The sequence below is a fragment of the Paenibacillus sp. FSL R7-0210 genome, assembly GCF_038009085.1.
In the GTDB taxonomy this organism is placed as follows: Bacteria; Bacillota; Bacilli; order Paenibacillales; family Paenibacillaceae; genus Paenibacillus_AQ; species Paenibacillus_AQ silagei.
Map to the genome: position 1 here is coordinate 5,739,032 of NZ_JBBPAR010000001.1, position 20,339 is coordinate 5,759,370.

The 20,339-nt window shown below is 54.8% G+C and carries 15 protein-coding genes; 3 read left to right on the forward strand and 12 right to left on the reverse strand.

Annotated elements, in window-relative coordinates; genetic code table 11:
- Positions 1-208: 208 nt before the first annotated feature.
- The gene (locus MKY64_RS24220) at positions 209-4,495 is read right to left on the reverse strand and encodes an acyl-CoA dehydratase activase-related protein (protein WP_340956294.1); all 4,287 of its coding nucleotides are present in this window, start codon (positions 4,493-4,495) and stop codon (positions 209-211) included.
- Between the two features lie 120 nt (positions 4,496-4,615).
- On the reverse strand, positions 4,616-5,077 hold the full coding sequence (bcp, locus tag MKY64_RS24225; RefSeq protein ID WP_036723803.1) for a thioredoxin-dependent thiol peroxidase: 462 nt from the start codon (positions 5,075-5,077) through the stop codon (positions 4,616-4,618).
- A 102-nt stretch (positions 5,078-5,179) separates the two neighbouring features.
- Between bcp and MKY64_RS24230 the strand changes: the two genes are divergently transcribed.
- Together MKY64_RS24230 and MKY64_RS24235 are read left to right on the forward strand one after the other, a co-directional pair.
- Positions 5,180-6,238: an LCP family protein gene (locus MKY64_RS24230; RefSeq protein WP_076084760.1), complete on the forward strand. Its 1,059-nt coding sequence runs from the start codon at positions 5,180-5,182 to the stop codon at positions 6,236-6,238.
- A 105-nt stretch (positions 6,239-6,343) separates the two neighbouring features.
- The gene (locus MKY64_RS24235) at positions 6,344-7,660 is read left to right on the forward strand and encodes a glutamate-1-semialdehyde 2,1-aminomutase (RefSeq protein ID WP_340956298.1); all 1,317 of its coding nucleotides are present in this window, start codon (positions 6,344-6,346) and stop codon (positions 7,658-7,660) included.
- A gap of 79 nt (positions 7,661-7,739) precedes the next feature.
- On the opposite strand, the gene MKY64_RS24240 is transcribed toward MKY64_RS24235, so the two are convergent.
- From MKY64_RS24240 to MKY64_RS24280, 9 genes are all read right to left on the reverse strand, one after another.
- Complete coding sequence (locus MKY64_RS24240; protein WP_339312632.1) at positions 7,740-8,441, reverse strand: PBECR4 domain-containing protein; 702 nt, start codon at positions 8,439-8,441, stop codon at positions 7,740-7,742.
- A 507-nt stretch (positions 8,442-8,948) separates the two neighbouring features.
- Positions 8,949-9,512: a peptide deformylase gene (gene def / locus MKY64_RS24245; protein WP_340958159.1), complete on the reverse strand. Its 564-nt coding sequence runs from the start codon at positions 9,510-9,512 to the stop codon at positions 8,949-8,951.
- A 104-nt stretch (positions 9,513-9,616) separates the two neighbouring features.
- A complete protein-coding gene (locus tag MKY64_RS24250) occupies positions 9,617-10,909 on the reverse strand; it encodes a stalk domain-containing protein (RefSeq protein ID WP_340956301.1) in 1,293 nt (430 codons plus the stop codon).
- 165 nt (positions 10,910-11,074) lie between these two features.
- Positions 11,075-11,365 (reverse strand): hypothetical protein, encoded by a 291-nt coding sequence (locus tag MKY64_RS24255; RefSeq protein WP_036723798.1) that lies wholly within the window; start codon positions 11,363-11,365, stop codon positions 11,075-11,077.
- Between the two features lie 16 nt (positions 11,366-11,381).
- Positions 11,382-12,269 carry an inositol monophosphatase family protein gene (locus MKY64_RS24260; protein ID WP_036723796.1) on the reverse strand — a complete coding sequence of 296 codons (888 nt, stop codon included), beginning with the start codon at positions 12,267-12,269 and terminating at the stop codon, positions 11,382-11,384.
- A gap of 180 nt (positions 12,270-12,449) precedes the next feature.
- On the reverse strand, positions 12,450-13,457 hold the full coding sequence (gene uvsE / locus MKY64_RS24265; RefSeq protein WP_340956304.1) for a UV DNA damage repair endonuclease UvsE: 1,008 nt from the start codon (positions 13,455-13,457) through the stop codon (positions 12,450-12,452).
- A complete protein-coding gene (locus tag MKY64_RS24270) occupies positions 13,454-13,771 on the reverse strand; it encodes a hypothetical protein (protein WP_036723794.1) in 318 nt (105 codons plus the stop codon). The genes uvsE and MKY64_RS24270 overlap by 4 nt, the downstream gene beginning before the upstream one ends.
- A gap of 47 nt (positions 13,772-13,818) precedes the next feature.
- The gene (locus MKY64_RS24275; RefSeq protein ID WP_209877841.1) at positions 13,819-14,910 is read right to left on the reverse strand and encodes a D-alanine--D-alanine ligase; all 1,092 of its coding nucleotides are present in this window, start codon (positions 14,908-14,910) and stop codon (positions 13,819-13,821) included.
- Positions 14,911-14,929: 19 nt separating this feature from the next.
- A complete protein-coding gene (locus MKY64_RS24280; protein WP_036723791.1) occupies positions 14,930-15,958 on the reverse strand; it encodes an amidase domain-containing protein in 1,029 nt (342 codons plus the stop codon).
- 309 nt (positions 15,959-16,267) lie between these two features.
- On the opposite strand from MKY64_RS24280, the gene acnA reads away from it, so the two are divergent.
- A complete protein-coding gene (gene acnA / locus MKY64_RS24285) occupies positions 16,268-19,012 on the forward strand; it encodes an aconitate hydratase AcnA (protein WP_340956309.1) in 2,745 nt (914 codons plus the stop codon).
- A gap of 94 nt (positions 19,013-19,106) precedes the next feature.
- On the opposite strand, the gene MKY64_RS24290 is transcribed toward acnA, so the two are convergent.
- Positions 19,107-20,126, reverse strand: a complete 1,020-nt coding sequence (locus tag MKY64_RS24290) for an ABC transporter substrate-binding protein (protein WP_340956312.1) — start codon at positions 20,124-20,126, stop codon at positions 19,107-19,109.
- Positions 20,127-20,339 lie beyond the last annotated feature (213 nt).

Sequence of the window (20,339 nt, forward strand, 5' to 3'; positions counted from 1 at the left end):
TCCGACTACATTTGACCCACGTGCTCCGTGCCTGCTCCATGTAGTCGGTTTTTCGACTACATTCTCTCCACTTGCCTCCTGCGGGCCGCATGTGTTCGGTTCTCCGCACACATGGGGGTTGAGCCCTGGAAGGCAAACAAGCGGACCGGAGTTTCCTCCGGTCCGCTCTTTATCTATTCAACCGCTGCTTATCCGCAGGCGGCTTGCTCTACCCCTGGCAGCCCACACTACCGGCCAGGACTGGCACCAGCTGTGCCAGATCGTCCGCTGACGGCTGGGTACCGGCGGCAAGGCCGCTGGCAATCGACATCATCAGCTTGATCCGGTTGGCCTGATTGACCACGCTGACTCCGGCATCATAATCAATGGCGACGATGTTCGCACCAGGATATAGATCCTTAAGCCCTTTAATCATCCCGCGCCCGGTAATATGGTTCGGCAGGCAGGCAAACGGCTGAATGCAGGCAATATTGTTCACGCCGTTATCCAATAGATCCATCATCTCAGCCGTCAGGAACCAGCCTTCGCCCATCTGGTTGCCGACCGACACGAGGCGGCTTGCCTTCTCGGCCAGACCGTAGATATTCTCCCGGCCTTTGGATAGTCCAGCCTGCTCCAGCGCTATCTTGACCGGCTTGCGGTAGATTTCGAGATAGGAGATCAGCATGGGATTGATATAGCCCAGCCGCTTGCTTTTGCCGAATTGCTCGGCCTTGTAGATCGGATTGTAGACACAATAGAAAATAAAGTCCAGGAAATCAGGCATCACGGCCTCTCCGCCCTCCGCCTCTATCATGTCGATGATATGATTGTTGGCATCCGGATGGAACTTGATCAGAATCTCCCCGACAATGCCCACCTTGGGCTTATCCGCTGAGATAACTGGCAGCCGCGAGAACCCGGCAACAATCTCACGGGTCAGACGCTTGTATTCACGGAACGAGAAGTTCGACAGGCTGCCCTTGCAGCGTCCCATTCCTTGGCGGAATAAGGCCTCTGTGCTTCCCGGCACCGCTTCATACGGTCTGAAGCGGTGCAGCAGGCGCATCATCAGATCTCCGTAGCAGGCTGCGGCGATCAGGCGGTTCGCCAGCTTCAGGCTGATGCGGAAGCCCGGCTGGTTCTCCATCCCGGAGGCATTCAGGGAGATCACCGGGATCTGCCCCAGATCGGCATCCTTCAGCGCCTTGCGCAGCAGAGAGATGTAGTTCGTCGCCCGGCAGCCGCCGCCGGTCTGCGACATGATTACAGCCGTCCGGTCCGGGTCATAATCGCCGCTCTTCAGTGCCGACAGCATCTGCCCGATCGTTACAATCGCCGGATAACAGGCATCATTGTTGACGTACCGGAGGCCTTCCTCCGTCTCCTGCGGACCGGTCGATTCCAGAATTTTCAGCCGGTAGCCCGCATCCTGGAAGACCCGTTCGAACAGCTCGAAATGAATCGGCGACATCTGCGGGGCAAGGATGGTATAGGTATCCTTCATTTCTTTGGTGAACGGCACATTGGCTTGCGGCTTGTAGAGCAGCTGCGGCTTAACCTCACCTCTCTCGCGCTCACGCATTGCGGCCTGGAGCGAACGCAGGCGAATCCGCGCGGCTCCGAGATTGCTGATTTCATCGATTTTGATGAGCGTATAGACCTTGTTGTGACGCTCCATAATCTCCTGAACCGCATCGCAGGTAATCGCATCGATCCCGCAGCCGAAGGAGGTGAGCTGGACCAGCTCCAGATCACTTCTTCCCGCTGCCAGCCGGGCCGCACGGTACATCCGCGCATGGTAGGTCCACTGGTTCACTACGCCAACATCCCCTTCGCTGCGGTCCAGATGGCAGATCGAATCCTCGGTCAGCACCGCAAGCCCCATACCGGTAATCATATCGGCAATCCCGTGGTTGATCTCAGGGTCGGCATGATACGGATGTCCGCAGAGCAGAATCCCCTTCGTACCTGTCTCCGTGAGGAAGACCAGCGTCTCCTCGCCCTTGGTGCGCACATCGTTCTTCGCCTGCTCCGCTTCCGCCAGTCCTGCCTGGACAGCAGACGCAATCTCCTCCTTAGGTACCTCGGCGAAGGTTCGCGCCAGCACCCGGGTCAGCGCCGGAATATCGTCGAAGGTCAGGAACGGGCTGACCAGCGGAACCCCCTGCTCCTTCAGACCGTCCATATTATTGCGGATCACCTCGGGGTAGGAGGCAACCACCGGGCAGTTGAAGTGATTCTGCGCCGCATCATCCTCCTTCTTCTCATACACCACCGCCGGGTAAAAGATGAAGTCCACGCCCTGGCCGATCAGCTGCTGTACATGCCCGTGGGCCATTTTGGCCGGATAGCAGATGGATTCCGAAGGAATGGTATCCATTCCGCTCTCATACAGCTTCTTACTAGACTTCGGAGACAGCACGGTCCGGTAGCGCAGCGAGGTGAAAAAGGTATGCCAGAACGGGTAATTCTCGAACATATTCATTGTGCGAGGAAGTCCAACCGTTCCCCGGAGCGCTGCCACTTCAGGCAGGCCCTCATACGCGAAGAACCGCTCATATTTATATTGCATCAGGTTCGGCAGCGTGTTCTTCTCTTTCTTGCCGCCTGCGCCGCGTTCACAGCGGTTCCCCGTCACATGGAAGCTCTTGTCCGGGAACCGGCTGATGGTCAGCGCACAGTTGTTGGCACAGCGGCTGCAGCGGCCTGGAGCGACTGAATACTGGAAGCCCTCCAGCTCCTCCGGTCCGAGAATCGTGCTGATTCCTTCCGGGGCAGCCTGTTCTCTGGCTATCAGCGCACAGCCGTAAGCGCCCATCACGCCGGCGATATCAGGTCTGACTACCGTTCTTCCGGTCAGCAGCTCAAAAGCCCGCAGGACGGCTTCATTGTAGAAGGTGCCGCCCTGGACGATAATATTCCGGCCCAAATCCTCGGGATTACGGATCTTGATCACCTTTTGCAGCGCATTCTTCACCACGGAATAGGCCAGCCCGGCCGAGAGATCAGCAAGGGAAGCCCCTTCCTTCTGAACCTGCTTCACCTTGGAATTCATGAATACAGTACAGCGCGAGCCGAGATTCACCGGTCCCTTCGATTCGAGTGCCGCAGCGGCGAACTCCTCTATGCCAAGCTCCAGTGCGGAAGCGAAGCTCTCCAGGAAGGAGCCGCAGCCCGCCGAGCAGGCCTCATTAAGCATCAGGCTGTCGATCGCTCCCCCGCGGATCTTGATGCACTTCATGTCCTGTCCGCCGATATCGAGGATGAAGTCGACCTCCGGCATGAACCGGGAGGCTGCCTTGTAATGGGCCACCGTCTCTACTTCTCCGCCATCCATCCGCAGCGCCGCCTTAACCAGACCCTCTCCATAACCGGTTGCGTAAGCTCCCGCAATGTAGCAGCCTGAGGGCAGAATCCGGTAGAGCTCCTTCAGCGCGTCCGTAACCGACTGCAGCGGATTGCCTCCATTGCTCCCGTAAAAGGTATGCAGAATCTCATCCGCCGCTCCGGTAACCACCAGCTTGGTCGTGGTAGAGCCGGCATCAATGCCCAGATAGACCGGCCCCCAGTAGGCAGCCAGCGCGGAACGCGGTGCTGTAGCCTGACTGTGACGAAGTCTGAACTGTGCCAGATCATCCGGCGCTCTGAACAGCGGCGCCAGCTCTGCATCCTCCGCGCGGTCCTGCGAGAAGTCTACAGCCATGATCCGGGCGATCCAGCCGCTGAGCGGCAGGAATACGGGATCTGACCCGGCAAGCGCCGAACCGATGGCGACGAAATATTGCGAGTGCTCCGGGAACAGCACCTCCTCCTCCTTCAGTCCAAGCGTCTCCGTGAACCGGTCCCGCAGAGCGGACAGGAAGGTCAACGGTCCCCCGAGAAAAGCAACACGCCCACGGATCGGCCGTCCGCAGGCCAAGCCGCTGATCGTCTGGTTCACGATGCTCTGGAAGATCGAGGCCGCCACATCCTCACGCCGCGCCCCTTCATTCAGCAGCGGCTGCACATCGCTCTTGGCAAATACCCCGCAGCGCGAAGCGATGGGATAGATCCGCTCATGCTTCACCGCAAGCGCATTCAGACCCGCAGGGTCCGTCTGCAGCAGAGAGGCCATCTGATCGATGAATGCCCCTGTACCGCCTGCGCAGGCTGTGTTCATCCGCTGCTCAATGCCGCAGCTGAGGTAGATAATTTTGGCATCCTCTCCGCCCAGCTCAATCGCGGTATCACATTCTGGAATCCGTCCGCTGATCGCCCTCGTGCAGGCAATGACCTCCTGGACAAACGGAATCTCCCCGAGCTTGGACAGGGACAACCCGGAGGAGCCGCTTACGGTGAGCGCCGCTTCACTACCGGGGAACCTATGCTGCACCTCTGAGAGCAGGGCAACCGCCGCTTTTTTTATATCACTGAAATGACGCACATAATCCTGATATATAATGATATCCCGTTCCATAACCACCAATTTGGCTGTAGTTGATCCGACGTCAAGCCCAATACGCAGTCTCTTCATGCCATCCCCCATACCTTGCTCCAAATTTGAAGTAATATGAGGCAACTATATCACGAGTGAGCCTGACTATAGCTGTTAGAAAAGTAACAGACAAATACAATTAATTACCAGCATACTTAATTATTTCACGATTTGTTCTAATGCGGCCTCCACATGGCCCTTCACTCTGACTTTTCGCCACTCCGCTCTCAGAATTCCTTCCTCATCAATCAGAAAAGTAGAGCGCACAATCCCCATGAATTCCTTGCCGTAGAGCTTCTTAAGCTGCCATACCCCGAACAATTCGCTCACCTTATGCTCCTCATCGGATAATAACGGAAAGGGCAGGCTATTCTTCGCAATAAATTTGCTGTGTGAGGCCAGCGGATCGGCACTGATTCCAAGAACAACCGCCCCATTCGCGGCAATCGTATCGTGGGCATCACGGAAATCGCAGGCCTCCTGGGTGCAGGCCGGGGTACTGTCCTTAGGATAGAAATAGAGCAGCACCTTCCTGCCGCGGTAATCATTTAAGCTGATATTGCCCCCTGTTGAGGCAGGGAGTGTGAAGTCCGGAACCTTGTCACCTACTGTGATATTCATTTATTATTCACTCCTCTTAATGTGGTTGTTGATTTCTGAAATTGCGTGTCTTCCCAAAAGAAATTATAATGTAGAGAATGTGAACTGGAAAGGACGAACGAAATGCCACCAAGAAAGAACCGGCACGCCAAAGCCGGCAAGTCAAAGAAGAAAACGCTGCTCTGGACTCTGGCAATCATACTCCTTTTAATCATCGGAGGTCTGGTTTACTATTTCACTGCAATTTACAATCAGCTCGATAACCTCCACAAGACAGGTGAAGATTCTCCGTTCGCCAATGTTCCCACAGCCTCGGCGGAGGCGGTTAAGCCCCCTGTATGGGAAGGCACAGAGCCGGTCAATATCCTGCTCATGGGCGTGGATGCGCGCGGGGTGAAGAAGGGCGAGGTGCCGCGTTCCGACACTATGCTGGTCGCCTCACTTGATCCGGTGAAGAAGAAGTTCTATGTCTTTTCCATTCTTCGTGACACTTATGTTGACATCCCTGACCACGGTTCACAGCGGATCAATGCCGCCATTACCTATGGACCCAACACGGCGATGCAGACGGTCAGCGACCTGCTCGGTATCCCGATTCAATATTATGTCTATACCGATTTCCAGGGCTTCATGAAGCTGGTGGATGCTGTAGGCGGTGTGGATTATGAGGTCGAGAAGGATATGCGTTATACCACCAAGGCGGACGGGCCTGAGTTCGATATCGATCTCAAGAAGGGCTTCCAGCACCTGGATGGCAAAATGGCTCTGCAGTATGTGCGCTTCCGTCATGACGCGACCTCCGATTTCACCCGGACAGAGCGCCAGCGCGGCTTCCTTAAGGCTGTAGCAGATAAGGTGATCAGCACCACCTCCATTATCAAGCTGCCGACCATTCTTGGTGAGGTTACACCTTATATTGACACGAATCTTGATATTAGCGACATGTGGAAGCTCGGCGCTGTAGGCTATGACAGCTCTATGGGCGGCAGCGCGCAGATTCCGCCGATGAATCTGATCCGGGAGAAGACCCTCAAGGACGGCTCCCAGGTGATCGGGTTCAGCAGCGAGCGGGCGCTGAAGCAGTTCGTAGAGGATACGCTCACTGCACCCGAACCATCGCCAACTCCTGGTGCAGAGGCTTCACCGGGCAGCAGCCCTTCCGCTTCACCGGGAACAAAGTAACATCCAATATAACCATGCTTGGCACACGGGGCGGGCGGACAGCGGGAATCAGCCGCGGTTCGCCCTTTCCCATGGGCGCAAGCCAAGAAGAAAGGAACATTAGCTATGAACCGCAGCACATCAGAACAGTTATACGAGGAAGCTCTCCAGCATATTGTCGGAGGCGTGAACAGCCCCTCCCGCTCCTTCAAGGCCGTGGGCGGAGGCGCCCCTGTCTTCATGAAACGCGCCGGAGGCTCACGCTTTTGGGATGAGGACGGCAATGAATATATTGATTATCTGGCCGCCTATGGCCCGATCATTACCGGACATGCCCACCCGCATATCACCGCCGCTATTACTGAGGCCGCACAGAACGGACTGCTCTACGGAACGCCAACCCGGCTTGAGATCAAGCTGGCTAAGATGCTGAAGGAAGCTATTCCCTCGATGGACAAGGTACGCTTCGTCAACTCCGGTACAGAAGCCGTCATGACGACCATCCGCGTCGCCCGCGCCTACACGAAGCGCAGCAAAATCATCAAATTCGCCGGCTGTTATCACGGCCACTCTGACCTTGTGCTTGTAGCCGCAGGTTCAGGTCCATCGACGCTGGGCATCCCTGACAGCGCAGGCGTTCCGGCCAGTATCGCCCAAGAGGTCATCACCGTTCCCTTCAATGATCTGGATGCCCTGCGTGAAGCATTAGAGAAATGGGGCCAGGATGTGGCTGCTGTTATGGTCGAGCCGATTGTCGGCAACTTCGGTATGGTTATGCCGGAGCCAGGCTTCCTGGAAGGCTTATGCAAGCTGACGCACGAGAACGGCTCCCTGGTTATCTATGATGAAGTCATTACCGCCTTCCGTTTCCACTATGGCTCCACACAGACCTATGCCGGTCTTGCTAATCATGAGGAGATCATTCCCGATCTGACTGCCCTTGGCAAAATCATCGGCGGCGGGCTGCCTATTGGCGCTTACGGCGGCCGCAAGCATGTCATGGAGCAGGTCGCTCCGCTCGGTCCTGCTTATCAGGCCGGCACGATGGCCGGTAACCCCGCCTCGATCTCGGCAGGGATCGCCTGCCTGGAGGTGCTTAGCGCGGAAGGCGTCTATGACGAGATGGAGCGGCTGGCCATCCGCCTGACCGAAGGACTTCAGGCGTCCGCTGACCGTCACGGTATTCCACTAACCATCAACCGAATTCGTGGTGCATTCTCCACACATTTTTGCAGCCATCCCATTACGAATTATGAAGAAGCGCAGGATACCGATGGTGAACTGTTCGCCAGCTTCTTCCGGCATATGCTGAGCCGGGGCATCAACCTGGCCCCGTCCAAATATGAGGCGTGGTTCCTGACCACAGCCCACACGGATGCCGACATCGACCTCACCCTGGAGGCGGCAGAGGCTTCATTCGCAGCTATGGCGGCGGAGAAGTAATCGATTTTGACCCTATAGGAGAACCCCTGCCTTTAAGCGGCAGGGGTTTGTTTTTAATATATGAATAATAGCCTCAACTCTAGTGCTTCCTTAATCGATTTGAACGCTTTGGTAGCTGACAAGCTGCTCTTCTGACTTTTGGTCGGATTGGAGAAGAATATCGCGGATAAATGTTCCGACTGGTGATAGAAACAACAGTGCTTGGCGGGTCGGCAAATTTATTAGTAGGCCGAGAAACTTTGACACGCTCAATTAAAAAGGTCTCAGGATAGTACCATCTTCCGTGGTCACACTTGCTGATTCCAATTTGGATGTATGTATTGTCTGCAACATGCAAATTATAAATAATAATTTCAGAAGGAATTCGGGTTGAACCTGAAGGAACAAACTTGATTGCTAATGAGCCAACTCGGAGAAGTTCAGGCAAGTAATAAAAAAACAACATCTTGTCTTTCATCGGGTCCAACGAAACTCCATACGCACGTATAATTGCTTTGCTTGACCGCCCTTCACGAATCGCATTCCAACCGGCCATTCCCTTGTATTCATTCTTCACTTCCCGGCTGAGCCTTCGCGCCTGTTCAACAGTTTTTTTAAGGCCAAGTAAATGGCAGAATGCCTCTAAATTGAACTTCAATATTATTATTTCACCGCTTGCTAGACCAAATTCAAAGACATTTGGATATAGATGTTGGTAATATAAATCGCTTAGCGGCAGTAATTCGACATCCGTAAATGATGGTTTCGATTGAAGTGCGATAAGAGCTGCGGCAGTTAGCAATGATGTTCCCCCTAGAACTATTTTCTTAATAACAAAAATGCCCTGATGAGAAAGACATCAGAGCAATACATTATTATTAAAGGTAGCCGATTGGTGGTATTCCAGGATTTTATAAGACCCTCCCGCAGGGTACCGGACGCTACCATGTCCAGCTCGCTTCAAGCGACATACTTATATGATATTCCGTGAAACCAAGAATGATGATTACGTGGTAGCCGATTGGTGATATTCCAGGATTTTGTGAGACCCTCCCGCAGGGTACCGGACGCTACCGTGTCCAGCATGTATCTAAGAATGAGATACAACTTAATATTACTATACCCACTTTACATGATATTAGCACGGATTTCAATGAAATAATTTGTAAAAATACCCCAGATAAAATCACTGCTTATCATTCTCCCGCCATCCATACACAAACAACGCTGCCACCGTAAGCGGGGTCACCAGCCGTACGGCAAGCGGGATGCTCCCGCCCGTGAAGGCGACAACTACATAGCTTAATGTCTACTTGCTCTTCTGCTCATACAGGCTGCGGATCTCCACATCCTGCGGAAGCTTGAACGGGTTCTGCGGATTGATCCGGTCATAGAACATCGTTCCGTCCAGGTGATCCATCTCATGCTGGATGATGATCGCCTGATAGCCTTTGAATTTCTGGGTTACCACCTCGCCGTTCAGATCGAAGCCCCTGACCTTCACAGACTCATAACGCGGTACGAATCCGTGCACCGGCCGGTCCACAGACAGGCAGCCCTCGCTCTCCGGCAGATAGACCATTGCCATCGAATGGCTAATAATCTTGGGATTCACCCAGGTATATTCCACATTTTTGCCATTATCGTCCTTCAAAAACATGACAAACATCCGCTTCGATATTCCGATCTGGTTAGCGGATAAGCCTACCCCTGAACGCAGCTTATACTTGGCAGACATTTCGGCATCCTGACTGTTCTTCAGGAACTGCATCATGCTCTGCAGTACACCACGGTCTTCTGCCTGCAGCGGCAGCTGTACGGGTTCCGCTACCGTACGCAGGACAGGGTCGCCTTCCCGTATGATATCCTCCATCGTGATGATGTAATCAGCATTATACTTTGTACTAGACAACTGGGTTCATCCACCTTTTCCACTACGGGACTGATTTGATGATGCTATGGTTAGATTATGCGCGATTAAGGATTAATGAAAGCTGTCCGCAGCTTGCTGCTGTAATTCACATCGAAGCCCAGTCCGGTAGCGAGCGCGGCGAGCGGAAGATAGGTTTTATCCTCTTTGCCAACCTTATGCAGAAAAGCTGGAGTATCAATCGCTACATCCGCACCGTTCACCTTAATGGTCTTCGAGCCGATCGTAATAACCACCGTTCTTCCTCCGTAAATTACAGTCGCACTGGAGGTTTTGTTATCCCATTTGCCATCCGCACCCACTGCATTCAGAATATCCTTCAGCGCCAGAAAGTTCTGCCCGTTCTTCAAAATGGGCTTATTGGGCGTATTCAGTTCCTTCCCCTTCACAACGATGGACATCGGCGCTGTCTCCGAAGCCATCGCCGTTACTGCCGGCGTACGGTATTCCCCCCATTGCATTTCAGCGAATACAGTGGCAATCCGTTCATATCCAAGCTGCGTAGGATGGAAGTCTGCCGCCCCGGCTCCGATGATATGAGTTAGCGATCCCTCTACACCGGCGAACTTTGCGGCTACATGAGCTACCTTAAGCGGAGCGCCTGCCTGGTTCAGGGTAGCCGCGATATTCTCAGCCGCGATGGTGAACTGTGCAGCCGCATTCATCAGCTTGTCATACGAAGCCCCCAGGGCGATTTTCGGAGCAGGCTGATACTGGTCGGCCAGCAGAATGGTTGCCTGCGGATTCACTTCCCGGATATTCTTCAGCAGCGCTGTTACATTACTGCTGTATTCCGTCAGACGCTCCGCAAGCTGGGAAGCGAAATCGGCATCGGTCAGCGTCTTGTAATTCAAGAACAGACTGCTGACATCATTACCGCCGATGGTAATGGTAATCAGATCCGCCGCAGCGAGCTCCGTTCTAATCTGCGGGGCCAGCGCAGCAAATTGCAAGGTACGCGGATCAGACAGCCCCGGCTGAATGGCCTCCGGCGTAATTACCGCGCTGTCCTTAATCGCTCCGGTATATTGAAGGAGTCCCGCTGTCTTAAGGCCCAAAATGCCATAATTCTTAAGCTCACTTCTGCCGCGGTACCAGCCCTGCTCCAGTAATCGCTCAGCGTATCCGTACGGCTTCACGGAGGGATCAGTCATCCCCGGCTCATACCCGGCAGTAATAGAATCTCCAAGTGCCACGATGCGAAAGACATCCTGCTCCGTTCCTTGCGCCACGGCTGCTGCAGCGGCAACCGCCGGACCTGCATGCACATTGATTAATACGGTGAACAACAGCAGTCCGCTAGCAGAAGCTGATATTAACCTTCTCCATGTCTTCAGCATCGTATTCCTCCTAAATTAGTATAATTCTATTCTAACATCCCGCCCAGCTCCTGTGGAAACAGCTTTGCCGTCTTTTTATAGCAGATAACGTTTCAACAGCTGATCTTTGCGCAAAAGAGCGGTCTCCCGATAATTCGGAAAACCGCTCCTGTGGATAACAGCAGCTTATCGCTCTCCGCTGCCGGATTCTGAAGATTTCTTCGGTTCGCTAGTGCTGGGCGGACCGCTTGCCTGGTCTGAGCGCTTCACATATTTATCATACCGGTCATCCAGCTCATAGGCGATTTTGCGGTAACGAAGCGTCTCTTCGACTATGGGGTCAAGTGTAGTCTGTATGCGGATCTCATACTTGGGCGAAATCTGACGGATCTCCTTGGCCTGCCGGTCCGCCTGCTCCATCTCGCCGTCCTCCAGAAGCTCGCTTAGCCTCCGCTCCAGATCTTCATTCTCATTCATAACGGTGTAAGCCCTCCTACTGCTTCTTGAAGCCTGTAGCATCTGCGGCCTGCAGGGACGTAACCAGATAATCATGAATTCGTCCATTGCTTGCGACTACATGGCGTGTGCCGATATCGTAGGGATCACCCAGCGTATTCGTGACCTTGCCGCCGGATTCCAGCACCAGCAGCACCCCCGCTGCGCAGTCCCAAGGGCTCAGTCCAACCTCCCAATACCCGTCCACTCGTCCGGCAGCAACATAAGCCAGATGCAGTGCCGCCGATCCTCCGGCACGAATGCCGCGGACCTGCGGCATAATCTGCTGCAGCCCGGCCATATTCGCCGGCTGGGCCACCACGCGGTCCGGCGGGAAGCCCATGGCGATCAGGCTGTTACCCGGCAGAGTCTCAGCCGATACCTTCGTGGGAATCCCGTGCATGTATGCGCCCTTCCCCTTCTCCGCCACGAACATCTCGTCCCGGATCGGATCATAGATCACGCCTACCGTAAGCTCTCCCTTAACAACCAGAGCAATCGATACACAATAGAACGGGAAGCCGTGCACGAAATTAGTCGTGCCGTCTATCGGATCGACGATCCACAGATACTCATGCTCCCGTGCTTCATCCAGCGCGGCCGTCAGTGCCTCCGCACCAGGCTCAACACCCTCCTCGCCAAGGATGGCATGGTCGGGATAATGGGTCAGGATCAGCCGGCGGATCATCTGCTCCACACCCTTATCGACCTCCGTGACCAGATCCTGGGCCGATGTCTTACTGCCCAGCTCCTTCACCTGGCCTTGTCTGCTCTTGATCCATTCCCCCGCTTTGGCCGCAGCATTGATGGCTGCCGCCGTATGTCCCTTGCTTGTAACTACATAGGGCTGCCGTTCATTTCGGTTATCAGGACTTACAGGACTCATCTCTTCACTCCGCTTTCTTTGCGCATGATTGTTCTCCCGGGGACCGCTGTTTCCGCAGGATACCCTTTCTCTGCCTTAGAACATGACTGCTCAACTTTCTTTCAACGTACCTCATTTCGGCCGGTTTATCAAGTCATGACTGGTGCCGCTCACGGGCCTGGCCGGCAAGTTTTTTGCCAGTTATGGTTCTATATTCACACTCGCTCCGTTTAGTACCATAATTCCATTCCCGCCTTCCGACAGTCCCTTCATCTCCTCCATCAGACCGAACAGGGCCCCATCCTTGAGCTTCGCCTCAATCATCACATCTACGGCGGGAGTGTCCGCAGCAATCCGCTTCAGAAAAGCAACCAGCGGTGCCGGCTCCACCCCATCGGCATGGCTGCGCGGATCAGACGGGCTGCGCGGGCTGGACACATGGATCTTCGGCGGCAGCTGCCCTCCGGGCGGTACATCCTTCAGTGCCAGAGGGCTTGTCCATGTCTTCAGGATCTCCGGCCACAGCTCCCAGGGAAGCTCACCTTCATTGTTGACCCATTGGTGATGGATATCCAGCACCATCGGCAGCTCCATTCTGCGGCAAACCTCCAGCGTCTCTACCGCGTTGAACGTCTTGTCGTCGTTCTCCAGCGTCATCCGCTCTCTAAGCGCAAGCGGCAACGCGGAGCATTGTACGCAGAAGCGTTCCGCAGACAGAGGCTTGTCCCCGTAAGCGCCGCCGATGTGGATATTGCTCTTAGCCGTCGCCGGCAGCCCCATCGCGTCCAGCATGTCCGTATGATGCTGCAGATCACGGATCGAGCTTGCAAGCACCTCCGGCCGCGGCGTACTCAGCACCGTGAAGTGATCCGGGTGGAAGCTGACGCGCAGCCCGTGCTTCTTCACATAGCTGCCCACCTTAGCGAATTCCTCCGCAAGAGCAGCCAGCGGATTCCAGTCCGCCAGATCAGGGTGGGTGGCCAGCGGAACCAGCTTGGAGGTGAGCCTGTAGACCTTAATATCCGATCCGACATTATGCTTCAGCAGACGGAGCGTATTATGCAGATTCATCCGGGCGATGGATTCCAGCTTACGAAGGCCCGCCTCCCGGTCGCCCAGCTTGTTGAAGCTTGCCATCGTCATCGTTTTGGAGGGAGAACAGTCAGGAATCACCGTAGACATGGCAACATAGCCGAAGCGGACAATCATCCCTCTTCCCCGAAGAACATCTCGTAGGCAAGAGCCGTCTGAACGCGCGACTCTTCCTCATTCAGCTTCCGGACCAGATCCATTTCCACCGCCGTAACCTCATTGCCCTGAAAATTGATTTCAGCAATCGACGCAGAAATTTTGACAATGGCCACCGCTACATTCTCCGGGGTATAGGCGATCACCTTCTGGCCGGTCGGATAGACACGGAAGCCCTGCTTCACCATCTTGGTACGTCCGTACTCCAGCAGCTCGTACAGCTCCTGCTCATTCTTGAACTTGCACACCGAATTGAATTCTGATTGAAACCCCATGCTTCTCTCTCCTTCCCGGCCGGAATGCTCCCGCCGATCAACGTGGTTTATTCATTATCGTACTTCAGGCCCTGTCTGAACCGGTAACGCTCCAGCGCCAGCCCGATCATACGGTCCAGCAGCGCTTTATAGGACACACCGGTCTCACGCCACAGCAGAGGATACATGCTGAACGGGGTGAAGCCTGGCATGGTATTCACTTCATTAATAAGAATCTTGCCGTCAGACTTCCGCAGGAAGAAGTCGGCCCGGGTAATTCCGCTGCCCTCAATAGCCTTGAAGGCCAGTATCGCCGACTCGCGCAAGTGGTCCGCTACCTCGGGATCGACAGGTGCCGGGATCAGCATCTGTGATTTGCCGTCCGTGTATTTGGCCGCATAATCATAATATTCACCGGAAGAGACGATTTCACCCGGAACCGAGGCCTCCGGCTCCTCATTGCCGAGTACCGCCACCTCCACTTCCCGCGCATCCACGAACTCCTCAATAATCACCTTCGTGTCATAACGGAAGGCATAATCCACAGCCTTGATCAGACTTTCCTTGTCCGTGGCCTTGGAGATTCCTACGCTGGAGCCCAGGTTGGCAGGCTTGACGAATACCGGATATCCCAGCTTATCCTCCAGACCTACAATCAGCTCATGCTTGCGCTGTCTCCAGTTCGCAGCATTGAAGTAGCAGTAATCACATTGATCCAGCCCCGCCTCGCCGAACAGCTTCTTCATAACTACCTTATCCATACCCGCCGATGAAGCCAGCACCCCTGCACCGATATACGGGATATTCGCCATCTCGAACAGTCCCTGAATGGTGCCATCCTCGCCGTTCGTACCATGCAGCAGCGGGAACATGACGTCTATTACCTGCTCGCCTCCGCTGAGCCCGCTGAACAAGGCATTCAGGGCTGTACCCATGTCACCAGCCACCCCGGAGAGCTTAAGCTGCTCAATCGCGGGGAAGGGAGCCTCCAGCACTGCACCTACCTTCCATACCCCCTGCTTGGAGATATAGAACGGAATAATCTCATATTTATCGTAGTCAAAAGCGTTCATAACCGCATAAGCCGTCTGCAGCGATACCTCATGCTCTCCGGATTTGCCGCCGTACACCAGTCCTACGGTAGTTTTAGCGTTCCCCATGCCCTAACCTCTTTCTGATCTATAAATAGTCATTGATATGAAAAAAACGATATGCCGTCCGGTCCGTCCAGGCGTAGGAATCCTTGTAATCCCAGAAACGGTGACGGCTGCTAACCGTCCGCGCATTCACCAGCGGCTGCCCGCCAGCATCAAAAGCGGTAACGATCGTGCTGTGCTGATAATGCCCGTTGCCGTCCCAGTCATACTGAATAATGTCTCCCAGCTGAAGCTGCTCCGGCCGCTCGACAATCTCCGCCCGCAGCCCGCTGCTACGGCTCCCGCTCAGATAACGCTGCAGGCTGTCGGAGACCGCCCAGCTGAAGCTCCACCATTCCTGGGCTCCATTATAGCCCTTGTACCACCAGCCCGTTTCTCTTTTACCAGTATAGTTGATAGGCGCTCCCCCTGCAAAGAGACATTGGGAGACATAATTCGTGCAGTCCACCTCAAAAATCTCGAACTCCGGATTCCCCTCCTTCCACCAGAGGTCGGCATAGGCTGCAGCCTCCTCCCTGCGGTACCGCACCTCCCTTACGCCGCTTGCGCCCTTCAGGACACGGCGGTTCAGCAGCGGCTGGGACGGACGCGGATCGGGCAGAGCCTCCCCCCACTCCGAGAGCCGCAGTGCCGGATCTTTCTCCACCACCTTGCGCACCCCATTCCGCTCGGGTACGCGGCGCTCCACGTTCACAATCTCCCAGCCGTCTTTTTCACGTACAAAGGTCAGTCGCTCCGACTCCACCACATCCTCACGGTGTGTCATCCCGCCCTTCTCATAATAGAAGGCGCTGTGCAGCGCCACATCGGCGACCACCTCGGCAGGATTCTGCCGCACGGTCCGCAGCGTCCGCACCCCCGTCTCCCCGCGCAGCGGAGTAATGCCCCGGCGGGTGTACCACTGGGCGATCCGGCGGGAACGCGTGCGCTGTTCGTCCAGGAACCGGGGGTCCCTAATTGTGGTATGGCGCGGTTCGGCGCCAGGTGCAACCCGCCCCTTGTTCAGCTGGTCCACATAGACATAGAGACTTTTCTTCCACTGCTGCTCCATTCATCCTCCGCCCTTTCGTTCACAGATAAGAATGTATATGATGTAAGCTAAGAATATTCCTTCACGGTTTCACCGCCACAATGGCTGCTGTCCTATGTATATGAAGGATTGCTCGCACCTATACGGAAGCGGGAGCGATTTAACTGCAAGGAAGTCAGGGAGCCGGCGGTTCTATGCATCCGTGGAAACCCTGAATATACCTTACATCAAGGAGCAAAAAAAACTTTACTCCCCCCATTGTAAACGTTATACTTAAAGTATAGGAATTATGAAATGTAGTTTCACCAGATGAAACGAGGAGGCGCATATATGCCAAGCAAGGACCATTTTTCATTGGCCAAGAACCTGAAATCAGGTGGCAAAACTTATCGCTACTATCATTTGAATGCTCTGGAGGAGCAAGGTGCAGGCGACATTTCCTCCCTGCCTTTCTCCATTAAGGTCTTACTCGAAGCGGCTGTCCGCCAATATGACGGACGGGCAATTACTGAAGAACATGTCAAACAGCTGGCCAACTGGTCCGGCGGCATTGACCGCAATAAGGAAATCCCGTTCATTCCTGCCCGGATTGTCCTGCAGGATTTCACCGGCGTACCTGTAGTTGTGGATCTCGCCGCTATGCGCGATACCGTTAAGAAGGCGGGCGGAGACCCGAAGAAGATCAACCCGCTTGTACCGGTTGACCTTGTCATTGACCATTCCGTTATGGTGGATGCGTTCGGAACGGCCGATGCCCTTGAATATAATATGAACGTAGAATTTGAGCGTAATGAGGAGCGCTACCGCTTCCTGCGCTGGGCACAGACCGCCTTCAATAATTTCCGTGCGGTTCCCCCGGCAACCGGAATTGTGCATCAGGTGAACCTGGAGTATCTGGCTTCTGTTGCGGCCACCAAGACCATTGACGGAGAGACGGTTGTCTACCCGGATTCCCTGGTCGGCACGGACTCCCATACTACAATGATTAACGGCCTTGGCGTAGTAGGCTGGGGCGTCGGCGGAATTGAGGCTGAAGCAGGAATGCTTGGACAGCCGCTGTATTTCGTTACCCCGGATGTCGTTGGCTTCAAGCTGACCGGCAGTCTGATGGAAGGCGCTACAGCTACCGATCTGGCCCTTACCGTTACCCAAATGCTGCGCAAGAAAGGCGTGGTCGGCAAATTCGTCGAATTCTACGGTCCGGGTCTGGCGAACATCAGTCTGGCAGACCGGGCGACAGTAGCCAACATGGCTCCTGAATACGGCGCAACCGTCGGCTTCTTCCCAGTAGATGAGGAGACACTGGCCTATCTGCGCAGCACCGGACGCCCGGATGAACTGGTAGAGCTGGTAGGGGATTATTATAAGGCGCAGGGTATGTTCCGCACCGCAGAGACACCGGACCCGACATTCAGCGATGTCATTGAGCTGGATCTGGCTTCTGTGGTTCCCAGCCTGGCCGGACCTAAGCGTCCGCAGGACCGGGTAGAGCTTACCCATATGAAGGAGAATTTCGAAGGCATTATCCGTACACCTGTCGACAAGGGCGGCTATGGCCTCAGCGACGAGAAGATTGCCGAAGAAGTTGAGATTCAGCACAAGAATGGAAGCACTAGCAAGCTCTCTACAGGAGCGGTAGTCATTGCAGCCATCACGAGCTGTACGAACACCTCTAACCCGAGCGTAATGCTGGGCGCAGGACTGCTTGCCAAGAAGGCTGTAGAACGCGGGCTGACCAAACCGGGCTATGTCAAAAGCAGCCTGACTCCCGGATCGCTGGTCGTTACGGAATACCTGCAGAAGGCAGATCTGCTGAAGCCGCTGGAAGCGCTCGGCTTCTACCTGGCCGGCTACGGCTGTGCTACCTGTATCGGCAACTCCGGTCCGCTGCCGGATGAAGTCAGCGAAGCCATTACAGAGCATGATATGACGGTTGCCGCCGTAATATCCGGGAACCGTAACTTCGAGGGCCGCGTGCATGCCCAGGTCAAAGCCAACTATCTGGCTTCACCGCCGCTGGTTGTCGCCTACGCACTGGCCGGCACGGTGAATATTGACCTGAAGACCGAGCCGCTGGGCTATGACCCGCAGGGTGAGCCTGTCTTCCTGGCCGATATCTGGCCGACTACAGCCGAGATCCGCGAAGCCGTAGCGCTCTCGCTCAGTCCGGAAATGTTCCGCAGCAAATACGAGAATGTCTTCACAGCCAATGAACGCTGGAATAACATTCCGGTACCGGAAGGCGAGCTGTATGAATGGGATAACAACTCCACCTACATTCAGAATCCGCCATTCTTCGAGCACCTGGCTGACGGTATCTCTGACATTAAGGACATCAAGAGCTCCCGTGTGCTTGCCCTGCTTGGCGATTCGGTCACTACCGACCACATCTCGCCAGCCGGGAATATCTCTACTTCCGGTCCAGCCGGGGAATATCTGCGGGGTCATGGCGTGGAACGCGCTGACTTCAACTCCTACGGCTCGCGCCGCGGGAATCATGAGGTGATGATGCGCGGTACCTTCGCTAACATCCGTATCCGCAACGCAGTGGCTCCTGGAACAGAAGGCGGCGTAACCACCTTCCTGCCGAGCGATGAGGTCATGTCGATCTATGACGCCTCCATGCTGTACCAGTCGGCCGGACAGAACCTGATCGTTATCGCCGGTAAAGAATACGGCACAGGCAGCTCCCGCGACTGGGCTGCTAAGGGGACACTCCTCCTCGGAGTCAAAGCCGTCATCGCTGAGAGCTTCGAGCGGATTCACCGCAGCAATCTCGTCGGCATGGGCGTATTGCCGCTGCAGTTCCAGGAAGGCTATGGCTGGAGCAGCATGGGGCTGACCGGACGCGAGACCTTCGACATTACCGGTCTTGACAACCATGTCCTTCCCGGACAGGAGCTGACAGTCACTGCTACCCGTGAAGACGGCACCCAGTTCGACTTCCCGGTCATTGCCCGTCTCGATAGTACCGTAGATATCGACTACTACCGCAATGGCGGTATTCTGCAGACAGTCCTCCGCCAGATGCTGGCAGATGCTACAGCTTCGGAAGCGGCTCAGCCGGTAGAATAATTCGGCTTCATAAGGCTAGATCATTATACAAGCTGCGCCGGTATCAGATTTCAGTCTGATACCGGCGCAGCTTTTTGTCTTTTTCAGGAATGCCCTATTTGACTGACAGCAGGCTGGTCGTAATGAAATCCAGCTGTTTCTCCAGAGAGATCGGGTCATTGTACGTATCGGCAGCAGGGTTCAACTGGAATACATTCCCTGCCTTGACCGCCGGAAGCCCCTTCCACAGCGGATTGTCATAGACAATCTTCGGGTCTGTAGTATCCCCTGACCACGGACAGGTAAAGATAATGTCTCCGGCAAAGTCCGGCAGCTTCTCCAGGGAGATGGAAGCCCAGCCAGTTCCGCTGTCGATGGCCTCCTTCTGCGCTTCTGCGGGAGCCTTCAGCCCGAACTCCCCATACAGAATCTCACCGCCCCGGCCATAGTTATGCCCAAAGACATACAACCCCTTGGCATATGGATTCAGGATAGAAACCGTCTTATTGCCAACAGCAGCCTGTACCTGCGGCTTCAGCTCAGCAATGCGGGCCTCCCACTGGGCGATCCAGGCCTTAGCTTCATCATTCTTGTTCACCAGCTTGCCGTAGTCGAGCATCTGATCCTTATAATTCTTGGCGCCATACTGAATCTGTACCACAGGCGCAATTTCCTTCAGCTTATCAATGCCTTCTGTTCCGGTATACACAATAATCAGGTCAGGGTCCAGGGACAGGATATTCTCCGGGGTGACATCGTCACCAAGCCCTTCTGCACCTTCAAGCATCTCTGCAAGATACGGACTATCCTTGGCTCCTTGCATGACTCCTACCGGCTTCACACCCAGCGCCAGAAGATATCCTGTATAAAAGGCTGTAGTATCCACGATTCTCTGCGGATTCTTAGGCACTTGAACCTCACCGGCGCTATCCTGGAAGGTAACCATCTCTGCTTCAGCAGAAGGTTCGCCAGTAGCCGGAGCAGCAGAGGGTGCTTCAGAAGCTGCAGGTGCAGGAGCATTCGCTGCCGCCCCGGAGCCAGAGCCGGAATTACCCGATGAACCGCAGGCTGCCAGCAGGACAGCCATGACGAGAGTAAAGACAATCAGGACAAGACTTTGTTTAGAGTATCGCAAGATAATCCCCCTATGTATATATGATATTGATAATCATTATCATTAGTAATATATCACAGAGTAGGCAGGCTGACAACTCTCCGGGAACTTTTTTGTAGCCGGTTTTCGCATACGTTTTGAAGTGTTTCTTCCATCCGGGCGGTGCTCCGCCTATCCCTTGCCAATTCCGGGCTTTCTCTCTCACCGGCCACTTGCTTGGAGCCGCATTGTTGC